22 protein-coding genes and 1 pseudogene are annotated in these 23867 nt (G+C 72.3%); 9 read left to right on the forward strand and 14 right to left on the reverse strand.

Annotated features, from left to right (window positions below; translation table 11 throughout):
- Positions 1-62 precede the first annotated feature (62 nt).
- Both OHS59_RS33835 and thpD read left to right on the forward strand, forming a co-directional pair.
- Complete coding sequence (locus OHS59_RS33835) at positions 63-467, forward strand: ectoine synthase (protein ID WP_328497148.1); 405 nt, start codon at positions 63-65, stop codon at positions 465-467.
- A 3-nt stretch (positions 468-470) separates the two neighbouring features.
- Positions 471-1358 (forward strand): ectoine hydroxylase, encoded by an 888-nt coding sequence (gene thpD / locus OHS59_RS33840; protein ID WP_328497149.1) that lies wholly within the window; start codon positions 471-473, stop codon positions 1356-1358.
- An 80-nt stretch (positions 1359-1438) separates the two neighbouring features.
- On the opposite strand, the gene OHS59_RS33845 is transcribed toward thpD, so the two are convergent.
- A complete protein-coding gene (locus tag OHS59_RS33845; RefSeq protein ID WP_328497150.1) occupies positions 1439-2500 on the reverse strand; it encodes an alkene reductase in 1062 nt (353 codons plus the stop codon).
- A gap of 136 nt (positions 2501-2636) precedes the next feature.
- On the opposite strand from OHS59_RS33845, the gene OHS59_RS33850 reads away from it, so the two are divergent.
- Positions 2637-3167 carry a MarR family winged helix-turn-helix transcriptional regulator gene (locus OHS59_RS33850; protein ID WP_328497151.1) on the forward strand — a complete coding sequence of 177 codons (531 nt, stop codon included), beginning with the start codon at positions 2637-2639 and terminating at the stop codon, positions 3165-3167.
- A 52-nt stretch (positions 3168-3219) separates the two neighbouring features.
- Here OHS59_RS33850 and OHS59_RS33855 read toward each other — a convergent pair whose 3' ends face one another.
- The 5 genes from OHS59_RS33855 to OHS59_RS33875 form a co-directional block, all read right to left on the reverse strand.
- Positions 3220-4257, reverse strand: a complete 1038-nt coding sequence (locus OHS59_RS33855; protein ID WP_328497152.1) for a maleylpyruvate isomerase family mycothiol-dependent enzyme — start codon at positions 4255-4257, stop codon at positions 3220-3222.
- A gap of 25 nt (positions 4258-4282) precedes the next feature.
- Positions 4283-4909, reverse strand: coding sequence for an RNA polymerase sigma factor (locus OHS59_RS33860; RefSeq protein ID WP_328497153.1), 627 nt, complete (start codon positions 4907-4909; stop codon positions 4283-4285).
- A gap of 54 nt (positions 4910-4963) precedes the next feature.
- Entirely contained in the window at positions 4964-6013 is a 1050-nt protein-coding gene (locus OHS59_RS33865; RefSeq protein ID WP_443061545.1) for an aminotransferase class V-fold PLP-dependent enzyme, read from the reverse strand.
- Positions 6014-6119: 106 nt separating this feature from the next.
- Complete coding sequence (locus OHS59_RS33870) at positions 6120-6845, reverse strand: DsbA family oxidoreductase (protein ID WP_328497155.1); 726 nt, start codon at positions 6843-6845, stop codon at positions 6120-6122.
- 253 nt (positions 6846-7098) lie between these two features.
- Complete coding sequence (locus OHS59_RS33875) at positions 7099-8145, reverse strand: pyridoxal-phosphate-dependent aminotransferase family protein (RefSeq protein ID WP_328499462.1); 1047 nt, start codon at positions 8143-8145, stop codon at positions 7099-7101.
- 203 nt (positions 8146-8348) lie between these two features.
- Between OHS59_RS33875 and OHS59_RS33880 the strand changes: the two genes are divergently transcribed.
- The 5 genes from OHS59_RS33880 to OHS59_RS33900 all read left to right on the forward strand — a co-directional run bounded on the left by OHS59_RS33880 (position 8349) and on the right by OHS59_RS33900 (position 13370).
- Complete coding sequence (locus tag OHS59_RS33880; protein WP_328497156.1) at positions 8349-9197, forward strand: transporter substrate-binding domain-containing protein; 849 nt, start codon at positions 8349-8351, stop codon at positions 9195-9197.
- Positions 9194-10027 carry an amino acid ABC transporter permease gene (locus OHS59_RS33885; RefSeq protein WP_328497157.1) on the forward strand — a complete coding sequence of 278 codons (834 nt, stop codon included), beginning with the start codon at positions 9194-9196 and terminating at the stop codon, positions 10025-10027. The genes OHS59_RS33880 and OHS59_RS33885 overlap by 4 nt, the downstream gene beginning before the upstream one ends.
- Complete coding sequence (locus OHS59_RS33890) at positions 10024-10839, forward strand: amino acid ABC transporter ATP-binding protein (RefSeq protein WP_328497158.1); 816 nt, start codon at positions 10024-10026, stop codon at positions 10837-10839. Before OHS59_RS33885 ends, OHS59_RS33890 begins: the two co-directional genes overlap by 4 nt.
- Before the next feature lie 186 nt (positions 10840-11025).
- Complete coding sequence (locus OHS59_RS33895) at positions 11026-12120, forward strand: amidohydrolase family protein (RefSeq protein WP_328497159.1); 1095 nt, start codon at positions 11026-11028, stop codon at positions 12118-12120.
- A gap of 356 nt (positions 12121-12476) precedes the next feature.
- Positions 12477-13370, forward strand: coding sequence for an SCO1860 family LAETG-anchored protein (locus OHS59_RS33900; protein WP_328497160.1), 894 nt, complete (start codon positions 12477-12479; stop codon positions 13368-13370).
- Positions 13371-13536: 166 nt separating this feature from the next.
- Here OHS59_RS33900 and cobC read toward each other — a convergent pair whose 3' ends face one another.
- The 3 genes and pseudogenes from cobC to OHS59_RS33915 all read right to left on the reverse strand — a co-directional run.
- Entirely contained in the window at positions 13537-14670 is a 1134-nt protein-coding gene (gene cobC, locus OHS59_RS33905) for an Rv2231c family pyridoxal phosphate-dependent protein CobC (RefSeq protein WP_328497161.1), read from the reverse strand.
- On the reverse strand, positions 14660-15502 hold the full coding sequence (locus OHS59_RS33910) for a sirohydrochlorin chelatase (protein WP_328497162.1): 843 nt from the start codon (positions 15500-15502) through the stop codon (positions 14660-14662). Before OHS59_RS33910 ends, cobC begins: the two co-directional genes overlap by 11 nt.
- Before the next feature lie 252 nt (positions 15503-15754).
- Positions 15755-16168: pseudogene (locus OHS59_RS33915) on the reverse strand (cobalamin biosynthesis protein); the annotation flags it as partial.
- Between the two features lie 81 nt (positions 16169-16249).
- On the opposite strand from OHS59_RS33915, the gene OHS59_RS33920 reads away from it, so the two are divergent.
- The gene (locus OHS59_RS33920; RefSeq protein WP_328497163.1) at positions 16250-16978 is read left to right on the forward strand and encodes a ZIP family metal transporter; all 729 of its coding nucleotides are present in this window, start codon (positions 16250-16252) and stop codon (positions 16976-16978) included.
- A 35-nt stretch (positions 16979-17013) separates the two neighbouring features.
- Here OHS59_RS33920 and OHS59_RS33925 read toward each other — a convergent pair whose 3' ends face one another.
- The 5 genes from OHS59_RS33925 to OHS59_RS33945 all read right to left on the reverse strand — a co-directional run bounded on the left by OHS59_RS33925 (position 17014) and on the right by OHS59_RS33945 (position 23836).
- A complete protein-coding gene (locus tag OHS59_RS33925; protein WP_443061662.1) occupies positions 17014-18549 on the reverse strand; it encodes a cobyrinate a,c-diamide synthase in 1536 nt (511 codons plus the stop codon).
- Complete coding sequence (cobO, locus tag OHS59_RS33930; protein ID WP_328497165.1) at positions 18546-19145, reverse strand: cob(I)yrinic acid a,c-diamide adenosyltransferase; 600 nt, start codon at positions 19143-19145, stop codon at positions 18546-18548. Before cobO ends, OHS59_RS33925 begins: the two co-directional genes overlap by 4 nt.
- Entirely contained in the window at positions 19145-21241 is a 2097-nt protein-coding gene (locus OHS59_RS33935) for a putative cobaltochelatase (protein WP_328497166.1), read from the reverse strand. The genes cobO and OHS59_RS33935 overlap by 1 nt, the downstream gene beginning before the upstream one ends.
- A 61-nt stretch (positions 21242-21302) precedes the next feature.
- On the reverse strand, positions 21303-22823 hold the full coding sequence (locus OHS59_RS33940; protein ID WP_328497167.1) for a cobyric acid synthase: 1521 nt from the start codon (positions 22821-22823) through the stop codon (positions 21303-21305).
- Positions 22820-23836 carry a cobalamin biosynthesis protein gene (locus OHS59_RS33945; RefSeq protein WP_328497168.1) on the reverse strand — a complete coding sequence of 339 codons (1017 nt, stop codon included), beginning with the start codon at positions 23834-23836 and terminating at the stop codon, positions 22820-22822. The genes OHS59_RS33940 and OHS59_RS33945 overlap by 4 nt, the downstream gene beginning before the upstream one ends.
- Between the last annotated feature and the right edge of the window lie 31 nt (positions 23837-23867).

The following is a 23867-nucleotide window of genomic DNA, read 5'->3' on the forward strand; positions in this document are numbered from 1 at the left end:
CACCGACCGCACCAACCGCACAACAGCCTGGCAGAACAGCCTGAAGGAGGGTTCGTACCACCGTGATAGTCCGTTCGTTCAAGGAGATCGAAGGCACTGACCGACACGTCAAATCGGCGTCGGGCACCTGGGAGAGCAAGCGCGTCGTCCTCGCGAAGGAGAGGGTCGGCTTCTCGGTGCACGAGACGATCCTGTACGCGGGCACGGAGACGTCGATGTGGTACGCGAACCACATCGAGGCCGTCGTCTGCGTGGAGGGCGAGGCCGAGCTCACCGACGACGAGACCGGCGAGAAGTACGTCATCACGCCGGGAACCACCTACCTCCTCGACGGCCACGAGAGGCACACGATGCGGATCAAGGAGGACTTCCGCTGCATCTGTGTCTTCAATCCGCCGGTGACCGGACGGGAGGACCACGACGAGAACGGCGTCTACCCCCTGCTGACCGAGCCCGAGGAGGTCTGAACGATGACGACCATCACCGACCTGTACCCCAGCCGCGGCGCCAGTGAGGTGTCCGTGCCCCGGCAGGACCCGGTCGTGTGGAGCGCGCCGGGCGCGCCGGGGCCGATCGCGGGGGCCGACCTGCAGGGTTACGAGCGGGACGGTTTCCTCGCCGTCCAGCAGCTCATCGACGACGACGAAGTCGCGCTCTACCGGGCCGAGTTGGAACGCATGGTCACCGACCCGGCGGTCCGCGCCGACGAGCGCTCGATCATCGAGCCGCAGTCGCAGGAGATCCGCTCGGTCTTCGAGGTCCACAAGACGAGTGACATCTTCGCCCAGCTCGTGCGCGACGAGCGGGTGGTCGGCCGCGCCCGGCAGATCCTCGGCTCCGACGTGTACGTGCACCAGTCGCGCATCAACGTCAAGCCCGGATTCGGCGCGAGCGGCTTCTACTGGCACTCGGACTTCGAGACCTGGCACGCCGAGGACGGTCTGCCGAACATGCGGACGGTGTCCGTCTCGATCGCGCTGACCGAGAACTACGACACCAACGGCGGTCTCATGATCATGCCGGGGTCGCACCACACGTTTCTCGGCTGTTCCGGAGCGACGCCGAAGGACAACTACAAGAAGTCGCTGCAGATGCAGGACGCGGGCACGCCCTCCGACGAGGCCCTCACCAAGTTCGCCTCGCAGCACGGCATCAAGCTCTTCACGGGGCGGGCCGGCTCGGCGACCTGGTTCGACTGCAACTGCATGCACGGTTCGGGCGACAACATCACGCCCTTCCCGCGCTCGAACGTCTTCATCGTGTTCAACAGCGTGGAGAACGCGGCGGTGGAGCCGTTCGCGGCCCCGGTGCGCCGCCCCGAGTTCATCGGGTCCACGGACTTCACCCCCGTGAAGTGACCTGCGGGTGAAGTGACGTACGCCTGAGGGCGATTGGCCCGGTGCCCGACTCTTTCGAGTCGGGCACCGGGCCAACTGCCTTACAGCGCCGGGTAGTCCGTGTAGCCCTTCGCGTCCCCGCCGAAGAACGTCGCCGGGTCGGGCTGGTTGAACGGACCGCCGGCCCGCAGCCGGGCCGGCAGGTCGGGGTTGGCCAGGAACAGCGCCCCGAAGGCGACGAGGTCGGCGACGCCGTCCTCGACGAGCGTCAGGGACTCCGGCCCGGTCGGCCCCTCGGTCGCCGGGTTCAGGATGAACGTGCCGCTGAACCGCTTGCGCAGCGCCAGGGTCAGCTCACGGATCTCGCCCACCTCGGTGATGTGCAGGTACGCCAGGTCCAGCGGCTCCAGCGCGGCCACCAGCGCGGTGTACGTCGGCTCCGGCTCGGGCTCCTGGATGTCGTTGTACGGGTTGCCGGGCGAGAGCCTGATGCCCGTCCGCTCCGCGCCGATCTCCGCGGCGACGGCCTTGACGGTCTCGACCGCGAACCGGATGCGGTTGTCGACCGAGCCGCCCCACTCGTCGGTGCGGTGGTTGGAGCCCGGCGCGAGGAACTGGTGGATCAGGTAGCCGTTGGCGCCGTGCAGCTCGACACCGTCGAAACCGGCCTCGACCGCGCCCCGCGCGGCGGCCGCGAACTCGCCGATGGTGGCGCGGATCTCCTCGGCGGTGAGCTCGCGCGGGGTGACGAAGTCGAGGGGCCCCTCGTGGGTGTAGACCTGCCCCTTGGCCTGCACGGGCGAGGCGCTGACATTGACGAGTCCGTCGGGCAGCAGCGTCGGGTGGCCGATCCGGCCCGCGTGCATGAGCTGCGCGAAGATCCGGCCGCCCGCGGCGTGCACGGCGTCGGTCACCTTGCGCCAGCCCGCGATCTGCTCGGCGCTGTGCAGCCCCGGGGTGTCCGGGTAGCCCTGGCCCACCACGGACGGCTGGATGCCCTCGGTGACGATCAGGCCCGCGGAGGCCCGCTGGGAGTAGTACTCGACGACGAGATCGGTCGGCGCACCGCCCGCACCGGCCCGGCTGCGGGTCATGGGCGCCATGACGATGCGGTTGGCGAGCGAGGTGCCGGACAGGTCGATCGGGTCGTATGCGGTGGTCACAGCAGCTCCTGAGGGGAATGTATGTGGTCGGCCAATGATTGGAACAAGGGGCCACCGTAAACCATTCCTTGGTCGGCCAACTTATTGGCCGTGAAAAGCTTGGCGGACACGAACGTGCGCGGAACCGGGAGCCAGGATGAGTGCCACCCACGAGGTCGCGGCCTCACAGGCCGACCCCGCCTGTACCGAGGAGACGCCCTCCGCTGCGTGCGGCGGCGCGGTGAGCTACGCCATCTCCAGGGTGGCCCGGATGCACCGGGCGGCCGCCGGCCGGCTGCTGCGCGGCGCCGGGCTCTACCCCGGGCAGGAGTTCGTGATGATGCACCTGTGGGACGCGGGCCCGGTGCGCCAGTCGGAGCTGATCAAGGCGGTCGACCTCGACCCGTCGACGGTCACGAAGATGCTCCAGCGGCTTGAGCAGGCAGGACACGTCCGTCGTCGTCCCGACCCCAGGGACGGCCGAGCGGTCCTCGTCGAGGCGACGGAGGACAGCTGCGGGCTGCACGACCAGGTCACGCAGGCCTGGCTCGGCCTGGAGGAGCACACCCTCGCCGGGCTGAGTCCCGACGAGATCGCACAGCTCGCCGGACTCCTCGCGCGCGTCGAGGCGAACCTCTGCACGGAGACAGCCGACTGCCCGGCCTCACCGGGGGGCGACCGGCCCTAGAGCCACGCCGGCCCGTCGAGCCGGGGGCCGGGCCCCGGAACCAGGCCGGGCCCTACAGCCAGGCCAGTGAAGCCGCCCGGTCCAGTACGTTCCGTACGGCGTCCTCGTCGCCCACCATGCCGCGGGGCACCGAGGTGGGTGTGTGCCGTCCGCCCACCAGCAGGCAGAAGTCCACGGCCTGCAGGGCGAGTTCACCCCGGACCGGTTCGCCCTCGGAGCCGAGCACCCATTGGGGGTCGCCCTCGACACCGGTCACGGCGAACAGCACCGGTGGCGCGGTGGGCCCCAGCGCCAGACCGAGCATCCGGACGGCCAGCCGGACCATCTGCCCCAGATGGGCCTCGACGGGCGGCGGCACGGCGAGCCCCAGCGCACGGCCGATGTCCTCCGTGTGGATCCAGGTCTCGAAGGCGCGCCCCAGGAAATGATCGGCCACGGGCAGCCGTACACCCAGCATCGTCGTGGCGTACGCGGCCCGTTCGGGATCCCGGGCCTCGGGCGTGGCCAGCAGCGCGGCGGTCTGCGCGGACCACGCGGCCACCGTCTCCTCGGGGGAACGCGTCCGCTCGTACGCGATCGTGTCGGCCGTCCGTGCCTCCCAGGCCTCCTCCCACGGCATCTCCTCCGTGATCCGCGCGGACGGCGCGTGCGCCTCCACACCGAGGCGCCGGGCCAACTCCTCGTCGGCGGCGATCAGATGGCCGACCGTGTCCCGGACGTCCCAGTCGTGCACGACGGGAGTACCCCACGGCCGGTGACCGTCCACCTCCCGCAGCAGCGCGGCGAGTCCGGTGACCGCGGCCGCGTACGGGGCCGCGTGCGCGGCGACGCGCGGCGCGGCGGGCCGCGCCCGCAGGGCGGCGGCGAGTACACCTTCCGTCAGGGCGGAACCGTTGTTCATGGCGGCCTGCTCCGGTGCTCCCGGCGGCCCGTCCAGCAGCCGTACCGTCTCGCGCAGCCGCTCCGCCTCCGCGGCGCAGCTCTCGCACTCGGCCAGATGCAGCGGCACGGCCTTCTCGTCCGCGGGCTGCAGCGCGCCGAAGGCCCAGGCGGCCAGCAGTTCGGGCACGCCGTCGTGGTCGTCGCTCACCGGAGGCCTCCTTTCCCCGACGCCATCATGCGCCCCTTTCCCACGCCGGATCCGACGGGTCGGCCGAGTCCGCCAAGGAGGCGGCCAGCTTGCGCAGCGCGGACCGTAATCGGGTCTTGGCGGTGCCCTCCGGGATACCGAGCTCGACGGCGGCCTGGCGGTAGGTGCGGCCCGCGAAGTAGGCGAGGTGGACCACCTCCCGCTGGGGCTTGGGGAGTTCGGCCAGCGCGGAGTGCAGCAGGAGCGAGCGTTCGCGGTCCACGACCGCCTCGTCGGGCCCGGGGCCGGTGTCCGGGATGGAGTGCAGCGCCGAGTCGTCCGCGCGGGTGTCCTTGCGGTGCCGGGCCTCGCTGCGCACCCAGTCCACGGCCCGCCGGTGCGCCAGCAGGGACAGCCAGGTGCGCAGGGAACCGCGGCGCGGGTCGAACGCGTACGGCCTGCTCCACAGCTGGGCGAACACCTCCTGCGCCACGTCCTCGCCGGCCGCCGCGCTGTGCGTGACCCGCACCGCGACGCGCCGGACCAGGCCGCCGTACGTCGCGTACGCCTCGGCCAGCGCGGTCTCGTCGCCGTACACCAGCCGCCGGTGCAACTCCGCATCCGTGGGCGACCGTTCGGACGTGTGGAGAGTTGGCTCCACCGGCACCACCACCTCGTGGTGCCCTTCCTAGCGGTCTCGTGGGCCGTGCGCCAGTGGGCCGGGGAATCAGCCCGACAGGACATCCAGCAGACGGTCGACATCCGCGGCCGTGTTGTACATGTGGAAGGCGGCCCTCAGATGGCCCGCTCGGTCGGAGACCTCGATCCCCGCCCGGCTCAGCTCCGGCTGCCGGCGGCCAAGGCCGGGCACGGAGACGATGGGAGAGCCCTGCGCCGGGACCGGCTCCTGCCCCAGAGAGGCGAGGCCCGCCCGGAAACGGTCGGCGAGACCGAGGTCATGGGCGCCCACGGCGGCCACACCCAGCTGCTCGACCAGTTCGAGGGAGTGGCGGGCACCGGCGTACGAGAAGAGGCTGGGACTCTCGTCGAACCGCCGCGCGGAGTGGGCGAGTTCCTCGACCGGCCCGTAGCAGCTGTCCCAGGGATGCTCTCCCGCGACCCAGCCCGCGAAGACCGGATCGAGCCCTCCGAAGTCCTCCGGAACGACGAGGAAAGCCACGCCCCGCGGGCAGACGAGCCACTTGAAGGCGACGGAGGAGACATAGTCGTACGCGTCCGCGTCGACCGACAGCCATCCGGCGGCCTGGGATGCGTCGATGTACGTACGGGCGCCGTGGGCGCGGGCGGCCTCGCGCAGCGCGGGCAGGTCCGCGATCCGGCCGTCCGCGGACTGCGCGGCACTCACCGCGACGAGCGCGGTGCCGGGGCGCACCGACTCGGCGATCCGCTCCAGCGGCACCGTGCGCACCTTGAGGCCGCGGCGCACATGGAAGGGGTTAACCACGGAGGTGAAGTCGCCCTCGGCGGTGAGGACTTCGGCGCCCTCGGGCAGTGAGGCGGCGATCAGTCCGGTGTAGACGGCGACCGAGGCCCCGGCGGCGACCCGGCTGTCCGGAACGCCGACGAGCCGGGCGAAGGCGGCGCGGGCCGCCTCCACGTCGGCGAACATGTCCTGCGGCAGGCCGTCCGCCACGGACTCGACGCCGGCCCGCATGGCTGCCACCGCGCGGGCCGGGAGCAGCCCGGTACTGGCGGTGTTGAGGTAGGTGTTCTTCGGGGTGAACTCGGCACGGACGAGGCTCTCGAAGGTCTCCATGCGACCACTCTGCTGCCCGGAGAACTCCCCGTCCATTGCGTTCTTCTACGTGGTTCCGCCAAGCAACGCTTATATGTGCACGTCAGAGGCTGATGCCAGAGCCGCGTCAGTGCTGATGGGGCACCGCGCAGCCGTCCGGACCGCACGCCTCGGCGTCGCCTTGGCCGGCCGGCTGGATGAGCTTGAGCGGGGAGTGACTCACCCAGGCCTGCTCCAGGGCCTGCGCGAAGACCTCGGCGGGCTGGGCGCCGGAGACGCCGTACTTGCGGTCCAGGACGAAGAACGGCACGCCGTTCGCGCCCAGCTCGGCGGCCTCGCGCTCGTCGGCGCGGACCTCGTCGGCGTACGCGGCCGGGTCGGCCAGCACCTCGCGGGCCTCGTCCGCGTCGAGGCCCGCGTCGACCGCCAGCTCCACGAGCCGCTCGTCGTCGCCGAACACGGACCGCTCCTCGGCGAAGTTCGCCCGGTAGAGACCCTGGATCAGCTCGTCCTGGCGGCCCCGCTCCTTGGCGAGGTGCAGCAGCCGGTGCATGTCGAAGGTGCTGCCGTGGTCGCGGTCCCGGGTGCGGTAGTCCAGGCCCTCGGCGGCGGCCTGGGTGCCCAGGTTCTCCTCGCCGGCCTGCGCCTGTGCCTCGCTCATGCCGTACTTCTTGGTGAGCATCGGGATGACCGGCTGGATGTCGCCCTTGGCGCGGCCCGGGTCGAGCTCGAAGGAACGGTGCACCACCTCGATGTCGTCGCGGTGCGGGAAGGCGGTGAGCGCCTTCTCGAAGCGGGCCTTGCCCACGTAGCACCAGGGGCAGGCGATGTCGCTCCAGATCTCGACGCGCATGTCTTGGACCTTCTCCTCAACCAGACCGAACAGTTCCGCTGAATACGTGAACGTTCAAGGTCCGCGGTCCATTCCCCCGCGCGCCCCGGTGGGGCCGTTCGCGCAGTTCCCCGCGCCCCCAAAGGCAAAGGACTGCGCCGTTCCCCGCGCCCCTGAAGGGCGAAAAGCAGGGGCGCAGCCCCGCTTTTCAGGGGCGCGGGGAACGGCGCGGCCAGCCCTCACCGGGCCGCAGGTGACGTCGGGGCTCGGGTCCTCACTGCTCGGCCAGCGCCGCGCCCAGCGCGGCGAGGCAAGCCTCGACCACGGCGAGGCCCGCCGCCGCCCCGTAGTGGTTGACCCGGATCATCTCCTTGGCCAGCGCACCCCCACCCGCCGCCAGCGGAAGCGAGGGGTCGGCGGCCAGCGCAACGGCCACCACCTCCGAGGCGTCCACCCCGGAAGGAACCCGCAACGTCGTGGCGACCGGCGCAGCGTCAGCGGCAGCACGCACATACGGCTCCAACCCCACGCCCAGCGCAAGCGCGCCCGCCCGGGTCGCCGCCGCGGCCCCGGCATGGCGCGCCATCACCGTGTCCAGCCCCTCCGACTCGATCCGCTCCACGCACGCCTCCAGCGCGAGCATCTCCAACTGCGCCGGGGCATGGAGAAGAACCTTGCGCCCGGCGTCGACCCACCGCTCCTTCCAGTCCAGGAGGGAGAGGTAGGAACGCCGAGGCGCATCAGGGTTCGCCGCCATCCGGGCCCAGGCCCGCTCGCTCACGGACACCGCCGAGACCCCCGCGGGTCCGCCCATCGCCTTCTGCGCCCCGATCACGCACAGGTCCACGCCCCACGCGTCCGGCAGCACCGGCTCGGCGCCGACCGAGGCCACCGCGTCCAGGTAGAAGAGGGCGCCGTGCTCCCGTACGGCCTCGCCGATCTCCGCGACCGGGTTGGTGTTCCCGGTGGCCGCCTCCGCGTGCACCAGGGAGACGAAGTCGATCTCCGGGTGCTCGGCGAGGGCCGCGCGGATCCGCGCGGCGGTGACCGCCGTGTGGAAGGGCACGGCCAGGTCGTGCACGGTCGCGCCGCAGTCCCGGAGCCAGTCGCCGAACGTCTGCCCGTACGGACCGGTGATCACGTTGAGGGCCGTCGTGCCGGGACCGGCCGCGCCGCGAATGGCGCCTTCCAGCGGAAGCAGCGCCTCACCCTGCATGATCACGACGTCCTGCTCGGTGGAGAGCAGCCGCGCCACGCGGTCCTCGATCGACGCGAAACGCGCGGCGCTCAGCGGCGCGAGGTCCAGGAAGGGATGGGTCACGGCGTTGCTCTCTTCACTCACGTTGCTCTCGTCACTCACGGGGTAGGCAGCAACGAGCGTAACCGGCGTCTCCGCGCCGTGCCCCGGCCCGGCCCCACCGGCGACTTCCGAGGCCGGGCGGCCCGACAGCCATGGGATTGGTTTGAGCGCCTCAAACGAATCCTTATAATCAGCCGTCACAGTTTCCCCACAGGAGGTCACCCGTGAAGATGGTCCCCGGGCGCCGAGCCCGCATTCTGGCCGCCACCACCGCGACGGCCGGGCTGCTGCTCGTGGCCGGCTGCTCCTCGGACGACGACGGGGGCAAGAAGACCACCGCGAACGGGGTCGAGCTGGTGAAGGCCGGACAGCTCACCACCTGCACGCACCTGCCGTACCCGCCGTTCCAGTCGGAGATCGACGGCAAGGTCCAGGGCTTCGACGTGTCGCTCGTCGACCTGGTCGCCAAGGACCTGGGCGTGAAGCAGGAGATCCTCGACCAGCCCTTCGAGAACTTCAAGACCGGCGGATCCCTCAACTCCGGCCAGTGCGACCTCGCCGCGGCCGGTATGACGATCACCGACGAGCGCAAGAAGAACGTCGACTTCTCCGACCCGTACTTCGAGGCCACCCAGGGCATCCTGGCCGACAAGAAGAGCGGCATCTCCTCCCTCGCGGACCTCAAGGGCAAGAAGGTCGGCGCGCAGGCGCAGACCACCGGCGAGGAGTTCGCGAAGAGCAAGGGCCTGAACCCGGTCTCCTTCGAGTCCTCGGACGCCCTCCTCAACGGCCTGCGCACCGGCCAGGTCAAGGCCGTCGTCATCGACTACCCGGTCGTCCAGGGCTGGCTGAAGGACAAGGCCAACGCCGCCGCCTTCGAGGTCGCCGACAACATCAACACCGGTGAGGAGTACGGCTTCACCATGAAGAAGGGCAACACCGAGCTCCTCGAAGCCGTCAACAAGGCGCTGGCCGACGCGAAGGCCGACGGCACGTACAAGAAGCTGTACGAGAAGTGGATCGGCCCGTACGACGAGAGCGCCGCCTCCGCTTCCCCGTCCGCCTCCTCATGAGCAAGGCCGACACCCCGGTCCAGCCCCGCAGGAGCGGCCTGACCAGGCGCCAGAAGCGTGCCGTGTCGCGGGGCGTCCAGTACGCGGTGTTCGTCGCCGCCCTGGTCGCCTTCGCGGTCACGGCCGACTGGGAGCAGCTGCGGAACCAGTTCGCGCAGGTCGACCTGGCCGAGCGGATGTTCCCGGACATCATCACGCTGGCGCTGAAGAACACCGTCCTCTACACGGTGTCCGGCTTCGTCTTCGGCCTCGCCCTCGGCGTGGTCGTCGCCCTGATGCGGCTCTCCTCGGTCGGCCCGTACCGCTGGCTGGCCGGCATCTACATCGAGATCTTCCGCGGGCTGCCCGCCCTGCTGATCTTCATCTTCGTGGGCGTCGCCGTGCCGTTGGCGTTCCCCGGCACGGAGATCCCCGGCGGCACGTACGGGAAGGTCGCGCTCGCGCTCGGCCTGGTGGCCGCCGCGTACATGGCGGAGACGATCCGCGCGGGCATCCAGGCCGTCCCCAAGGGGCAGATGGAGGCGGCCCGTTCGCTGGGCTTCTCGCACGCGCGGGCCATGGTCTCCATCATCATTCCGCAGGCGTTCCGGATCGTGATCCCGCCGCTCACCAACGAGTTGGTCCTTCTCTTCAAGGACTCCTCGCTGGTGCTGTTCCTCGGGGTCACGCTGGAGGAGCGCGAACTCTCCAAGTTCGGCCGCGACCTGGCCAGCGAGACCGCCAACTCGACACCCATCCTGGTGGCGGGCCTGTGCTATCTGCTGGTCACGATCCCGCTCGGGTTCGTCGTACGCCGCCTTGAGGCCAAGGCCGGGGAGGCCACCAAGTGAGCACCGAGAACGGCGTCAGCGACAAGAGCGGTACGCCGGAGATCCAGGTCCGCGGCCTGCACAAGTCGTTCGGCGACAACGAGGTGCTGCGCGGCATCGACCTGGAGGTCGGCTCCGGTGAGGTCGTGTGCGTCATCGGCCCCTCCGGCTCCGGCAAATCCACCCTGCTGCGCTGCGTGAACCTCCTCGAAGAGCCCACCGAGGGGCAGGTCTTCGTCGGCGGCACCGAGGTGACCGACCCGGACGTCGACATCGATGCCGTACGCCGCCGGATCGGCATGGTCTTCCAGCAGTTCAACCTCTTCCCGCACCTGACGGTGACCGACAACCTGACGCTGCCGCAGCGGCGGGTGCTCGGCCGCGACAAGGCGGAGGCGGCGAAGGTCGCCGCCGAGAACCTCGGGCGCGTCGGGCTCTCCGAGAAGGCGACGGCCTACCCCGCCTCCCTCTCCGGCGGCCAGCAGCAGCGCGTCGCGATCGCCCGCGCGCTCGCCATGGGCCCGCAGGTGATGCTCTTCGACGAGCCCACCTCGGCGCTCGACCCGGAGCTGGTCGGGGACGTCCTCGCGGTCATGCGCATGCTCGCCGACGAGGGCATGACGATGATGGTGGTCACCCACGAGATGTCCTTCGCGCGCGAGGTCGCCGACCGGGTGGTCTTCATGGACGGCGGCGTCATCGTGGAACAGGGGCCTCCGGCGCAGGTGATCGGCTCCCCGACCCACGAACGGACCCGCCACTTCCTGTCCCGCCTCCTGGACCCGGCGATGGCACAGGTGGAGGAGGGAACTCGGACGGACAAGTCCCTGTAGGGGCGAGGGGTTGTACCGATCCGCGGGCCCGGTGGGGGCCGGCCGCGCGGTTCCCAGCGCCCCTGCCTTTCAGGGGCGCGGGGAACGGCACAGTCTTTTGGCTTTTGAGGGGCGCGGGGAACCGCGCGAGCAACCCCCACCGGGCCCGCAGACAAGGCACACCCGCAAAGAACTAGGCTGCCGGACATGAGCGCTCAGTCGGCGGTACTGCACGTGACGGGTCGAGTCCTGGTCGCCCCGCACGACGCCAGGGACGAACTCTGGGTCGTCGACGGCAAGGTCACGTACGACCGCCCCACCGCCGCCAGGGACATCCGCACAGTGACCGGCTGGGCCCTGCCGGGCCTCGTGGACGCCCACTGCCACGTGGGCCTCGGTCCCCACGGCGCCGTCCCCGACGACGAGTCGGAGAAACAGGCCCTGGCCGACCGGGAGGCCGGCACCCTGCTCATCAGGGACGCCGGCTCACCGGCGGACACCCGCTGGGTCGACGACCGCGACGACCTGCCGAAGATCATCAGAGCGGGCCGCCACATCGCCCGTACCCGCCGCTACATCCGCGGCTTCGCGCACGAGATCGAGCCGTCGGACCTCGTCGCGTACGTGGCCCGGGAGGCCCGGCGCGGCGACGGCTGGGTGAAGCTGGTAGGCGACTGGATCGACCGCGCGACGGGCGACCTCGCCGCCTGCTGGCCGCGCGACGCGGTCGAGGCCGCGATCGCCGAGGCGCACCGGCTGGGCGCCCGCGTCACCGCGCACTGCTTCGCCGAGGACTCCCTGCGGGACCTCGTCGAGGCGGGCATCGACTGCGTCGAACACGCCACCGGGCTGACCGAGGACACGATCCCGCTCTTCGCCGAGCGCGGCGTCGCGATCGTCCCGACCCTCGTCAACATCGCGACGTTCCCGCAGCTCGCGGCCGGGGGAGACGACAAGTTCCCCGAGTGGTCGGCGCACATGCGGCGACTGCACGAGCGGCGCTACGACACCGTGCGCGCCGCGTACGACGCCGGCATCCCGGTGTTCGTCGGCACCGACGCCGGCGGCACGCTCCCGCACGGACTGGTGGCGGGAGAGGTCGCCGAACTGGTGACGGCCGGCATCCCACCGCTCGAAGCACTTTCGGCCACCACGTGGGGCGCCCGTGCGTGGCTGGGCAGGCCGGGCCTGGAGGAAGGGGCCCCGGCCGACCTCGTCGTGTACGAGCAGGATCCGCGGGCGGACGTACGGGTCCTGGCGGCGCCGCGACGAGTGGTGCTGGACGGCAGGATCGTCGGTTAGCCGCGGCTCCGGTGCTTACTCGGAGTGACGGTGCGGGTCGGTCCACTCCTGCTCACCCCTCCTCCTCCCCGCCCCCTTCGTCCTCGCACTCCTGGCCGCGCTCCGGCGCGTCAACCGGCGCTTTCCGGCCAGGTCAGTGATCTGGGTGGCCTTGTGGAACGTACGTGCCGGGCGATTCGAAGAGATGCGCGGAAACACCACGTATGAGTGAACTCCCGTCAGCTTGCTGACTGTTCACTCTCCGTGCGTAAGGATTCCCGACGTCGACACTGCCGGCTGCTTCCCACAGTCCCCGTGCGCGGAGCGTCCGGCGGCGTCGCGTTTCCAGTTCTGTCTCCCGTGGGGGTCCCACCACCTTGAACAGCAACGCTTTCCGCATGCCCGCACGCGGGTTCGCCGCCGTCGCGGCCTCCGTCGCCCTGGCCGCGGGTCCGGCGGTCCTGGCCGGCGCGGGCCCGGCCCACGCGACCGACGACCACGGTCGGGCCGGCGCCGTCGTGCTCCGTACCGGGCTCGACGTCTCCCTGCTCAACAAGACCGTGAACGTCCCGCTCGCGGTCTCGCTCAACGAAGTTCAGGCGCCGAGGAGCGCCGAGAAGACCACGCTCACCGCGAAGTTGGACGGTGTGCACGGCGGGCAGCCGTTCACCGTGCTCGGCGCGGAGGTCGCCAGAGCGAGCGCGACCGTCTCGGCGAAGAAGGCCGAGGGGTCGGTGCACCTCGCGCACGCCAAGGTGCACATCCCGGGGCTGCCCCTGCTGTCCCTCATCGAGGTCGACAAGGTCACCGCGAAGGCGGTCTGCGCGACGGGTGCGAAGCCGGTCGCCTCGGCCGATCCGCTGGGCGCGGTCACGGTGCTCGGCAAGAGGACGACGTTGACCTCCGGCGGTGTGACGGAGGTGAAGGTGCCCGGTGTGGGTGAGGTCCGTCTCGACCTGTCGGCCACCCGCACCACGTCCCGCACGGCCGCCGCGACGGCGCTGCGGCTGAAGGTCTCCGTGAACCCGCTGAAGCTCAACGTGGCCGAGGTCGAAGGGACGGTGACCCTGGCCGAGGCCACCTGCGAGACGCCTGCCGCGCCCGCGCCCGGGGTGAAGCCGCAGGGGGCGGCGGTCGACGAGGAGGCCGAGGTCGCCGACCTTGCCGAGACCGGCGGCAGTTCGGCTACGCCGTATGTCGCGGCGGGGGCGGTCGCGCTGCTGGTCGCGGGGGGTACGGCCATGACGCTGGCGCGCCGCCGGAAGGGCTGACCTTCGGGACCGTGTTCGTCTGCGGCCCGGTGGGGGCTGATCGCGCAGTTCCCCGCGCCCCCGACAAACAAAAGCTGGGGCGCAGCCCCGCTTTCAGGGGCGCGTGGCACTGCGCGGCCGACCCCCACCGGGCCCGCAGACGAACACAACCTGAGCCCGATGCCCCCTAACCACCCGTCAGGCTCACGTCCAGGGCCTGGAGGAAGCGGTTGACCGTAGGCCGGTCACGAACGGCCAGCCGCAACCAGGTCCCGTCCAACCCAGGAAACGTGTCCCCGCGCCGCACCGCGAACCCCAGCCGCCGCAACCGTTCCCGCACGGCCACCGCCCCGGGCAGCGAGACAAGGACGAACGGCCCCTCCGCGGGCTCCGCGACCCGCACCCCGTCGGACGCGAACTCCCTGAGCCCGGCGACCAGATGGGCCCGGTCCGTGGCGACACGGCGGGCCGCCCGCGCCTGCTCGGCGAGGGCCTCCGGGGTCATACAGGCCTCGGCGGCGGCCAGCGCGGGCGTGGACACCGGCCAGAGCGGCTGACCCCGTTCGAGTTCGCTGATCGTCTCGGGCGCCGCGAGCACGTAACCGATCCGCAGCCCCGCGAGCCCCCACGTCTTGGTGAGGCTGCGCAGCACCACGAGCCCCGGTACGTCCGTCCGCTCCGCGAGCGCCTCCCGCTCGTCCGGCACCGCGTCCATGAACGCCTCGTCGACGACCAACGTCCTTCCAGGACACGCTAGTTCGGCGATCAGGCCGGCCGGATGGAGCACGGACGTGGGATTGGTCGGGTTGCCGATCACGACCAGGTCGGCGTCCTCGGGAACGGCCGAGGGATCGAGCCGGAAACCGTCCTCGGGCCGGAGCAGTACCCGGTTCACCGTGTGCCCCGCGTCCCGCAGCGCCGCCTCCGGCTCGGTGAACTGCGGGTGCACGACCACGGGGTGACGGACCTTCAGGGAGCGGGCGAGCAGCACGAAGGCCTCGGCGGCCCCGGCCGTCAGCAGCACCCGCTCCACGGGCAGCCCGTGCCGTGCCGCCACCGCGGCCCGCGCGGCCCGCCCGTCCGGGTAGGCGGCCAGTCCGCCCAGCGACGCGGCGACATGGCCGAGCAGCCAGTCCGGGGGAGTGCCGGCACGGACGTTCACGGCGAGGTCGACGAGCGCCGAGCCGTCGTCGCGCACCTCGGCGTCACCGTGATGCCGCAGATCGTGCACCTGGCCGGGTACTTGCCCGTGCGCGTGCCCACGCCCATGGCCGTGCCCGAACCGGTCCGGGCCGTCTCTGCCGTCGCTGTCAGTGCGCATGAGAGGGCACGTGGTCGTCGTGGTGGTGGTGTCCGTCAGGGCGCCCGAGACGGTGCCCGTCGTCGTCCGGCCGCGTCTCCCGGTAGCGCTCCATGACGAGGTCGAGCAGCTCGGGCTCCGGCCCGATGACGTCGGCGGAGACCACGTCGACCTCCGGGTGCGCCGCCGCCCACCCCTCGCTCTGGTGCCGTATCCGCTCCGGAAGGACGCCGGTGAACAGGAAGTAGGGAAGCACGACGATCCGCCGCGCGCCGAGCCTCACACAGCGCTCCAGGCCCGACGGCACGTCCGGCGCGGCCAGCGACACGAACGCCGTCTCCACGCCCGCGTAACCGCGCCCCTCCCACAGCAGCCGCGCCGCCTTGTGGACCTCCGCGTTGGCCTCCGGGTCGGTCGAGCCGCGGCCGACGAGCAGCACGGTCACCTCGGCCCGGTCCCGGGGTGTGCGCACCGACCCGCCGAGCGCCTCGTCGAGCCGCCGCTCCAGCACGGCGAGCAGCGCGGGGTGCGGGCCGAGCACCCGCCCGTACGTGTACGAGGTCCCGGGGTGCCGCTCCCGCTCACGGGCGAGCGCGGCCGGTATGTCGCCCTCGGTGCGCCCGGCGGGCACGAGCATCAGCGGGACGGCGGCGAACCGGCGCACCCCCTGGGCGGCCAGCTCGGCCACCGCGTCGCCGAGCGGCGGCGGGGAGAGTCCGATGAAGCCGCCCGCGACGGGCAGGCCGGGGTTGCGGCGGCCCAGCTCCCGGACGAAGTCGCGGAACGCCTCGGCTCCGGCATCGTCCCGGGTGCCATGGCCGGCGATGAGCAGGGCTGGGGCGGGGGTGGTCACGATTTCTCCTCGGGGTACGGAACGGGGCGGTACGACGGCGGGGGGCCGAGCAAGGCGGTGACGAGTGCCTGACGTCCGATGGTGTGGCTCACTCGGGTTCCTCCTGCCGACGGTGGCCGCGCTGCGCCACCCTACGACCGGCGTCCTCGCGGGTCGCCGTATTGCACAAGGTCAACACCGTCATCATGTCCACCCTCACAGGGTCGACTCCCTCGGCGGTGACCCGGCTGTGCGAGCCCGCGCCTCCTCCGTCCCGGACCCGGCCACCGCGGGCAGTCCGCGCCCGGTCAGGCGTACGACCGCGCAGGTCGCCCTCGACGGCCGCGCGGCCGACCTGCGCTTGGGGACGAGGAGCTCACCGCCGCGGACGAGAGCCGCGGCCTCGGCGACCGAGGGCGTACCGGCGGCGGCCAGCGCCGCGTCCGAGGGGTTCGGCACGCCGACCCGCGCCAACTCCTCGGCGCTGTACGTCACCACGGGCACCCCCAGGCGCTCGGCCGCACCGAGGATCCCGGGTTCGTCGGCCTTCGCGTCGACGGTGGCCAGCTCGGCGACGGACCGCGCGGACAGCCCGGCGTCCCGCAGGGCGTCCTCGACGAGCCCGAGCACCTCGTCGGCCGGTACGCCCCTGGAGGCACCGACGCCGACGACGAGGGACGGCGATCTTTCCGGAGGCGTCGCAAGCCGGGAGGCATCAGGAGTGCGGCGAACATGCGTGAAGGCCGGTTGATCGGATAGCAAGGGCACATGGCGGTGTTCGTCGCGCTCGGCGCGTTCCTCATGACGCTGGCCGGCGGCTGGACGGCGCAACGCGTCACCGACCGCCGCCACCTCGTCCTCGGCCTGGCCGGTGGTCTGATGCTGGGCGTGGTCGGCCTCGATCTGCTGCCGGAGGCACTCGAAGCGGCGGGTGAGGAGATCTTCGGCGTACCGGCCGCGCTGCTGCTGTTCGTGGCCGGCTTCCTCGCGGCCCACATGGTGGAGCGCCTGCTGGCCGTGCGCCAGGCCTCGCACGGCGGCGGGGAACACGACGGGCGTACGCCCCAGGTGGGCCTGACTGCCGCCGCCGCGATGGTCGGTCACAGCGCCATGGACGGCGTGGCGATCGGCGCGGCCTTCCAGGTGGGCGAGGGTATGGGAGCGGCCGTGGCGGTCGCGGTGATCGCCCACGACTTCGCGGACGGCTTCAACACGTACACGATCACCACCTTGTACGGGAACGCCCGCCGCAAGGCGGTCGCGATGCTCCTCGCGGACGCCGCGGCCCCCGTGGCCGGCGCCGCCTCGACGATGTTCTTCACCATTCCCGGGCATCTGCTCGGCGGATATCTCGGCTTCTTCGGCGGCGCGCTGCTCTATCTCGCGGCGGCCGAGATCCTCCCCGAGGCCCACCACGAGCACCCCGCCCGCTCCACCTTGCTGTGCACGCTCGCCGGAGTGGCCTTCATCTGGCTGGTCGTGGGCATCGCGGAGTGAGCCCAGGGCCGGGCCCCGGGCGCCCTGAGCCGGTCTCATGACCCCGCGCACCTCTCCACGAACCGACGGGCGACCCCGGGAGCGGACGCCCAGTGCGTGTGCAGATAACTCGCGTGCACACCCCGCTGTACGAAGCCCTCGACCCGGCGTACCGGAGTGCGCATCCCCCAGGCGGGCGTCGCCCCGGCCCCCGGCTCCACGACGGTCCGGTGGAACTCGTGCCCCCGCATCCGGCTGCCCGTCTCGGCCAGCGAGCTGTCGGACACCGCGACGGCATCGCGGTACCCGAGGGTCAGCCGGGCGTCCATCCGGGCCTCAACGTCGATGACACCGCACATCGGCAGCCCGTCGAGTTCACGGGAGAGGTAGAGCAGCCCCGCGCACTCGGCCGCGATCGGGGCCCCGCTCCCGGCGAGCGCGGCAACGGCCTTGCGCAGCGGTTCGTTGGCGGACAGCTCCGGCCCGAACACCTCGGGAAACCCGCCCCCGAGAACCAGCCCCCGGGTCCCGTCCGGCAGCTGCTCGTCCCGCAAAGGATCAAAACTGACCACCTCGGCCCCGGCGGCGGCCAGCAACTCGGCCTGCTCGGCATAGGAGAACGTGAACGCGGACCCTCCGGCGACGGCGACGACCGGCGCACCTCTCAGCCCGTCGGGCGCCTTCGAGCCCGGCCTCGGTCCTTTCAGCCCGTCCGGCGTTTGAGGACGAGCGCGGAGCGCGACAGGGGGGTCCGGGGGCGCAGCCCCCAGGGTCGGGACGGGAAGGGGCGGCGGGGGCGAGAAAGCCAGCACCTCACCCGCATCCCAAGCCACCCCCGACAACCGGCCCGCGCCGCGCGCCAACGCGAACAGCGCATCCAGATCGCACCCGTCCCGCACCCGCACCCCCATCGCCGCGACAGCGGCAAGCGCCTCCGCCCGCCGCTCGGCGACGGGCACCAGCCCCAGATGCCGGGACGGCGTACCCACCTGCTCAGCCCGCCGCAAGGCACCGAGCACAGGCACCCCGGACTGATCCATCGCCTCCCGCAGCAGCGCCTCGTGCCGATCGGAGGCGACCTTGTTGAGGATCACCCCGCCGATCCGCACCTCGGGATCCCAGGAGGCGAACCCGTGCACGAGCGCCGCCACCGACCGGGACTGCGCGGACGCGTCCACGACCAGCACCACAGGCGCCCGCAGCAATTTGGCCACATGCGCGGTGGAGGCCAGTTCACCTTCGCCGGAGGCCCCGTCGAACAGCCCCATCACACCCTCGACCACGGCGAGATCACACCCGCGCGCTCCGTGCGCGAAGAGCGGCGCGATCAACTCGGGCCCGCACATGTAGGAGTCGAGGTTCCGCCCCACCCGCCCGCTGGCGAGCGAGTGGTACCCGGGGTCGATGTAGTCCGGCCCCACCTTGTGCGGGGACACGGCGAGCCCCCGAGAGGCGAACGCGGCCATCAGCCCCGTGGCCACGGTGGTCTTGCCGCTCCCCGAGGCGGGCGCGGCGATGACCAGCCGAGGAACGGAACCGGAGCCGGAGCCGCCACCGGAGACAGAGCCGGTTGCGGCGACGGCGGACGTCACCACTCGATGCCCCTCTGGCCCTTCTGACCGGTGTCCATCGGGTGCTTCACCTTGGACATGTCGGTCACCAGGTCGGCGTACTCGACGAGCTTCTCGGGAGCGTTGCGCCCGGTGATGACGACGTGCTGGGTCCCGGTCCGGGCCCGCAGCACCTCCACGACCTCGTCGACGTCGATCCAGCCCCAGTGCATCGGGTAGGCGAACTCGTCGAGCACGTACAGCTTGTACGTCTCGGCGGCGAGGTCCCGCTTGACCTGCTCCCAGCCCTCGCGGGCCTTCTCCTCGTTGTCGGCCTGGGAGTCGCGCTGCACCCAGGACCAGCCCTCGCCCATCTTGTGCCAGTCGACGGAGCCGCCCTCACCGCTGGCGCCGAGGACACGCAGCGCGTTCTCCTCGCCGACCTTCCACTTCGCGGACTTGACGAACTGGAACACTCCGATCGGCCACCCCTGGTTCCAGGCGCGCAGCGCGAGCCCGAAGGCGGCGGTCGACTTTCCCTTGCCGATCCCGGTGTGCACGATGACGAGCGCCCGGTTCCGTCGCTGGCGAGTCGTCAGTCCGTCGTCCGGTACGACACTCGGCTGTCCCTGCGGCATTACGCGGCCCTCCTGCTGTGGCCCTGGCCCTTGCCACGGCTGTTGCCCTGCACGTCCCTGACCAGCCCGGCGATCGAGTCGGCCCGCAGTTCGTCGAGCGTCACCGCCGTTCCGCCGAGTTCACCCGCGAGCTGCCCCGCGAGTCCGAGCCGTACGAGGCCCGACTCGCAGTCGACGACGACGGAGGCGACCTTGTCGGCGGCGAACAGCCGCGCGGCCCGCCCGGCGAGCGCGACCGGATCCGGCCCGCCCGTGGCCCGCCCGTCCGTCACCAGCAGGACCAGCGGGCGCCGGGCCGGATCACGCAGCCGCTCCACCCGCAGCACGTCGTGCGCCCGCAGCAGCCCGGCCGCGAGCGGCGTACGCCCGCCGGTGGGCAGCGACTCCAGCCGTACCGCGGCCGCGTCGACCGACGAGGTCGGCGGCAACGCCACCTCGGCCGCGGACCCGCGGAAGGTCACGAGCCCCACCTTGTCCCGCCGCTGGTAGGCGTCGAGGAGCAGGGACAGCACCGCGCCCTTCACGGCGCTCATCCGCTGCCGGGCCGCCATCGACCCGGACGCGTCCACGACGAACAGCACGAGGTTCCCCTCGCGCCCCTCCCGCGTGGCCTGCCGCAGATCGTCGCGCCGTACGACGAGACCGGGACCGGACCGTCCGCGCGCCCGCTGGTGCGGAGCCGCGGCCTGCACGGTCGCGGCCAGATGCAGCTTGGTGAGCGCCCCGCGCGGGCGGCGTGCCCCGGTGGTGCGCCCGTGCTCGGTCCTGGCCCGCGACCGCCGCCCGGCGGCCCCCTCGCCCAGACCGGGCACGCTCAGCATCTTCGTACGGAAGGGTTCTGCGGCCCGTACGGGGGACTGCCCGCCGGCGCCGGGCGAGGGCGCCTGCCCGCTCTCGGGCTTCTCGGTGGGCTCGGTGGGCTCGGTGGGTCCGCCCTGCGCGGGCGCCTCACCGGGGCTCTCGCCGCCGCTGTCCCCGTCGTCGGGCCCGTCCTGCGGGGGCTGCCCGCCACCGCCACCGGGCCCGTCCGGGTCCGGATCCGGGTCCTCGTCGCCGCTGCCGGCGGAGCCGTCGGACTCGTCGTCGCTCGCGAACTCCTCCAGCGTGTCGTCGAGCTTGTCCTCGTCGAGCCCCGGCGCGTCGAAGGGATTGCGCCGGCGCCGGTGCGGCAGCGCGAGCAGCGCGGCCTGCCGCACGTCCTCGGCCAGCACGTCGGTCCGCCCCGCCCAGGCGGCCAGCGCGGTGGCGGTCCTGGCCATCACGATGTCGGCCCGCATGCCGTCCACCTCGAAGGCCGCACAGGTCGCCGCGATCTGCCGCAGCGCGCCGTCGCCGAGCCGCACCGACGGCAGCAGCTCACGCGCCGCCACGATCCGGGCCCGTACGTCGGACTCCTCGTCGGCCCAGCGCGTCGCGAACCCCTCCGGTTCGTCGTCGTACGCGAGCCGCCGCCGTACGACCTCCACCCGCTGGTCGGGCTCCCGCGAGGCCGCGACCTCGACGGTGAGCCCGAACCGGTCGAGCAACTGCGGCCGCAGCTCGCCCTCCTCGGGGTTCATGGTCCCCACGAGCAGGAACCGCGCGGCATGCCGTACGGAGACGCCCTCGCGCTCCACGTACGAGGCGCCCATCGCCGCCGCGTCCAGCAGCAGGTCGACCAGGTGGTCGTGGAGGAGGTTGACCTCGTCCACGTACAGGAGTCCGCGGTGGGCGTCGGCGAGCAGGCCCGGCTCGAAGGCCTTCACGCCCTCCGAGAGCGCCCGCTCGATGTCGAGCGCGCCGACGAGGCGGTCCTCGGAGGCGCCGACGGGCAGTTCGACCATCCGGGCCGGCCGGAACACCCCCGCCCCCACCTCGTGCGGACCGTCCGGGCAGGCCGGATCGGGCGCGGCGGGCGCGCAGGAGAAACGGCATCCGGCGACGACGTCGATCTGCGGCATGAGCGCCGAAAGGGCGCGCACGGCCGTGGACTTGGCGGTGCCCTTCTCGCCGCGGACGAGCACACCGCCCACCGCGGGTGAGACGGCGTTCAGCAGCAGTGCCAGTCGCAGGTCGTCCTGACCCACCACGGCCGTGAACGGAAACGGGGTACTCACAGGTTGTCGTCCTCCAAATGGCCCAAATCTGCCAAATAGCTCAAGTGGCCTTCGAGCAGGCTCATGCGGGCGCTCCCGGTGGGATGAAAGGCAGACCGGCCGGCGCGCCGGACTCGATGAGCCGCCACAGCGCGTCCGTGTCCGCGTGCTCCTCGATCAGATCGCCCAGCCGGTCCAGCTGCTCCTCGCGCAGCCCTTCGAACGAGGTGTCGGCGGCCGGTACGAAGCGGCGCCCCGACGCGGCGGCCACCTCGCGCAGGAACGCGCGCCGGAAGCCGTCCGACTCCAGCGAGCCGTGCCAGTGCGTCCCCCAGACCGCGCCGACCCGGCAGCCGTCCAGGAAGGGCTCTCCGCCGTTGACCTGGGCGACTCCGTGATGGATCTCGTAGCCCTGGACGGGTTCGCCGAGGGCCTCGCCGACGGGCCGCGTGAGGGTCTTCTCCCGCGCGAACCGTACGCGTACGGGGAGGAGTCCGAGCCCGTCGACGGCACCGGCCCCCGACTCGACCTCGTCCTCGATGTGTTCGCCGAGGAGCTGGAAGCCGCCGCAGATGCCCAGTACGGGGCGCCCTTCGGCGGCCCTGCGCACCAGGGCGTCCGCGAGGCCGCGCCGCCGCAGCCACTCCAGGGCGCGGACCGTGCCCCGGGTGCCGGGCACGACGACCAGGTCGGCGTCCACCAGTTCCTCGGCGCGGTCCACGAACCGCACCACGACGCCCGGTTCGGCGGCGAGGGCGTCCAGGTCCGTGAAGTTGGACATCAGGGGGATCGCGCAGACGGCGACCCGCAGGATGTCCTCGCCGACGGGGGAGGAGACCTCGGACTCGCGTACCGACCCCCGCAGGGACACTCTGAGCCCGTCCTCCTCGTCGATGCCGAGGCCGTGCCGGAAGGGCAGGACGCCGTACGTGTGCCGCCCGGTGAGCCCGCGCAGCATGTCGATGCCGGGTTCGAGCAGCGAGACGTCACCGCGGAACTTGTTGACGAGGAACCCGGCCACGAACTCCTGGTCCTCGCGCGAAAGGAGGGCCACCGTCCCGAAGAACGAGGCGAAGACCCCGCCGCGGTCGATGTCCCCGACCACGAGCACGGGCAGCCGCGCGTTGCGCGCGATCCCCATGTTCACGATGTCCGTGCGCCGCAGATTGATCTCGGCGGGGCTCCCCGCCCCCTCACAGATCACCGCGTCGTACGTGCCCCGCAACTCGGCCAGACAGTCCAGCACGGTCCCGAGCAACGCCTCCTGGCGTCCGCCGTGATAGCCGCGCGCACTCAACTCGCCCACGGGCTTGCCCATCAGCACGACCTGGCTGCTGCGGTCGCTGCCCGGCTTGAGCAGCACGGGGTTCATGAGCACGGAGGGCTCCAGGCGGGCGGCCTGCGCCTGCATGGCCTGCGCCCGCCCGATCTCGGCACCCTCGCGCGTGACGAACGAGTTCAGGGACATGTTCTGCGCCTTGAAGGGCGCCACCTTCACACCCTGCCGCACCAGCCACCGGCAGATCCCGGCGGTCACGACACTCTTGCCTGCGTCGGAGGTGGTCCCGGCGACGAGCAGCCCCCCGCCCGTTCCGCCACTCATGACGTACGCCCTTTCATGACACGTGACTCGGCGAGGGACTCGGTGAGTGACTCGGCGGGCGTCTCGGTGCGTGACCCGGTGAGCGAGGTGGCGAGCAGCCGTCCGGCGACACTCGCGCCCAGCGCGAGCAGGCTCACGCGGCGTGAGAGCCGGACGGCCCGTTCGATGTCCCCGACCCGCACGGCCCGCCCCGGACCGTTCAGTACGGGCCGGTGCTCGACCCGTCCCGCGTACGAGAGCGTGCCGCCGAGCCGTACCCCGAGCGCGCCCGCGAACGAGGCCTCGACGGGCCCGGCGTTGGGGCTCGGATGCTTCGCCGCGTCGGCGCGCCAGGCGCGGACCGCTCCCCGCGGATCGCCCCCGGCGACGGCGGCGAGGACCGCGGTCAGCCGCGCCCCGGGCCACCCGGCCACGTCGTCGAGCCGGGCCGAGGCCCACCCGTACCGCCGGTACCGGGCCGACCTGTGCCCGACCATGGCGTCCAGCGTGTTGACGGCGCGGAAGCCGACCAGTCCGGGCACGCCCGCGACGGCGCCCCACACCAGGGCGCCCACCACGGCGTCGGAGGTGTTCTCGGCGACCGACTCGACCACCGCCCGGGCGATCCCGTCGGCGTCCAGCGCCTGCGGGTCCCGCCCGCACAGGTGCGGCAGCCGCTCGCGGGCCACCTCGATGTCCCCGGCGGCCAGCGCCCCGCCGACTGCCCGGGCCTCCCGCCCGAGCGAGGTCCCCCCGACGACGGCCCACGTGGCGGCGGCGGTCAGGGCGACGGACGCGACAGCGGAGGTACGGACGGAACGGTCGGCGGCCACGGCGAGAGCGACGGCGCCGCCCGCGCACACGGCGGTGTGCAGCGCGCCCCGTCCCCGGTGGTCCCGCCAAAGGCCCCGCTCGACGGCTCCCGCGGCCCGGCCGAACGCGGCGACCGGATGCCCCCGGCGAGGATCGCCGAGCAGCAGGTCACCGAGAAGGCCGACGGCGGCGCCGTACGCGAAGACGCGATCGGCACGCATCGGTTCAGCCCGCCGCTGGGTAGAGGGGAAC

This window comes from Streptomyces sp. NBC_00414, assembly GCF_036038375.1.
Taxonomy (GTDB): Bacteria; Actinomycetota; Actinomycetes; order Streptomycetales; family Streptomycetaceae; genus Streptomyces.

Coding starts and splice junctions, on each gene's coding strand:
- thpD (WP_328497149.1), top strand. CDS start 471: ATGACGACCATCACCGACCTGTACCCCAGCCGCGGCGCCAGTGAGGTG.
- OHS59_RS33850 (WP_328497151.1), top strand. CDS start 2,637: ATGAGTGCCACCCACGAGGTCGCGGCCTCACAGGCCGACCCCGCCTGT.
- OHS59_RS33865 (WP_443061545.1), bottom strand. CDS start 6,013: ATGGAGACCTTCGAGAGCCTCGTCCGTGCCGAGTTCACCCCGAAGAAC.
- OHS59_RS33870 (WP_328497155.1), bottom strand. CDS start 6,845: ATGCGCGTCGAGATCTGGAGCGACATCGCCTGCCCCTGGTGCTACGTG.
- OHS59_RS33885 (WP_328497157.1), top strand. CDS start 9,194: ATGAGCAAGGCCGACACCCCGGTCCAGCCCCGCAGGAGCGGCCTGACC.
- OHS59_RS33895 (WP_328497159.1), top strand. CDS start 11,026: ATGAGCGCTCAGTCGGCGGTACTGCACGTGACGGGTCGAGTCCTGGTC.
- cobC (WP_328497161.1), bottom strand. CDS start 14,670: ATGCGCACTGACAGCGACGGCAGAGACGGCCCGGACCGGTTCGGGCAC.
- OHS59_RS33920 (WP_328497163.1), top strand. CDS start 16,250: ATGGCGGTGTTCGTCGCGCTCGGCGCGTTCCTCATGACGCTGGCCGGC.
- cobO (WP_328497165.1), bottom strand. CDS start 19,145: ATGCCGCAGGGACAGCCGAGTGTCGTACCGGACGACGGACTGACGACT.
- OHS59_RS33940 (WP_328497167.1), bottom strand. CDS start 22,823: ATGAGTGGCGGAACGGGCGGGGGGCTGCTCGTCGCCGGGACCACCTCC.
- OHS59_RS33945 (WP_328497168.1), bottom strand. CDS start 23,836: ATGCGTGCCGATCGCGTCTTCGCGTACGGCGCCGCCGTCGGCCTTCTC.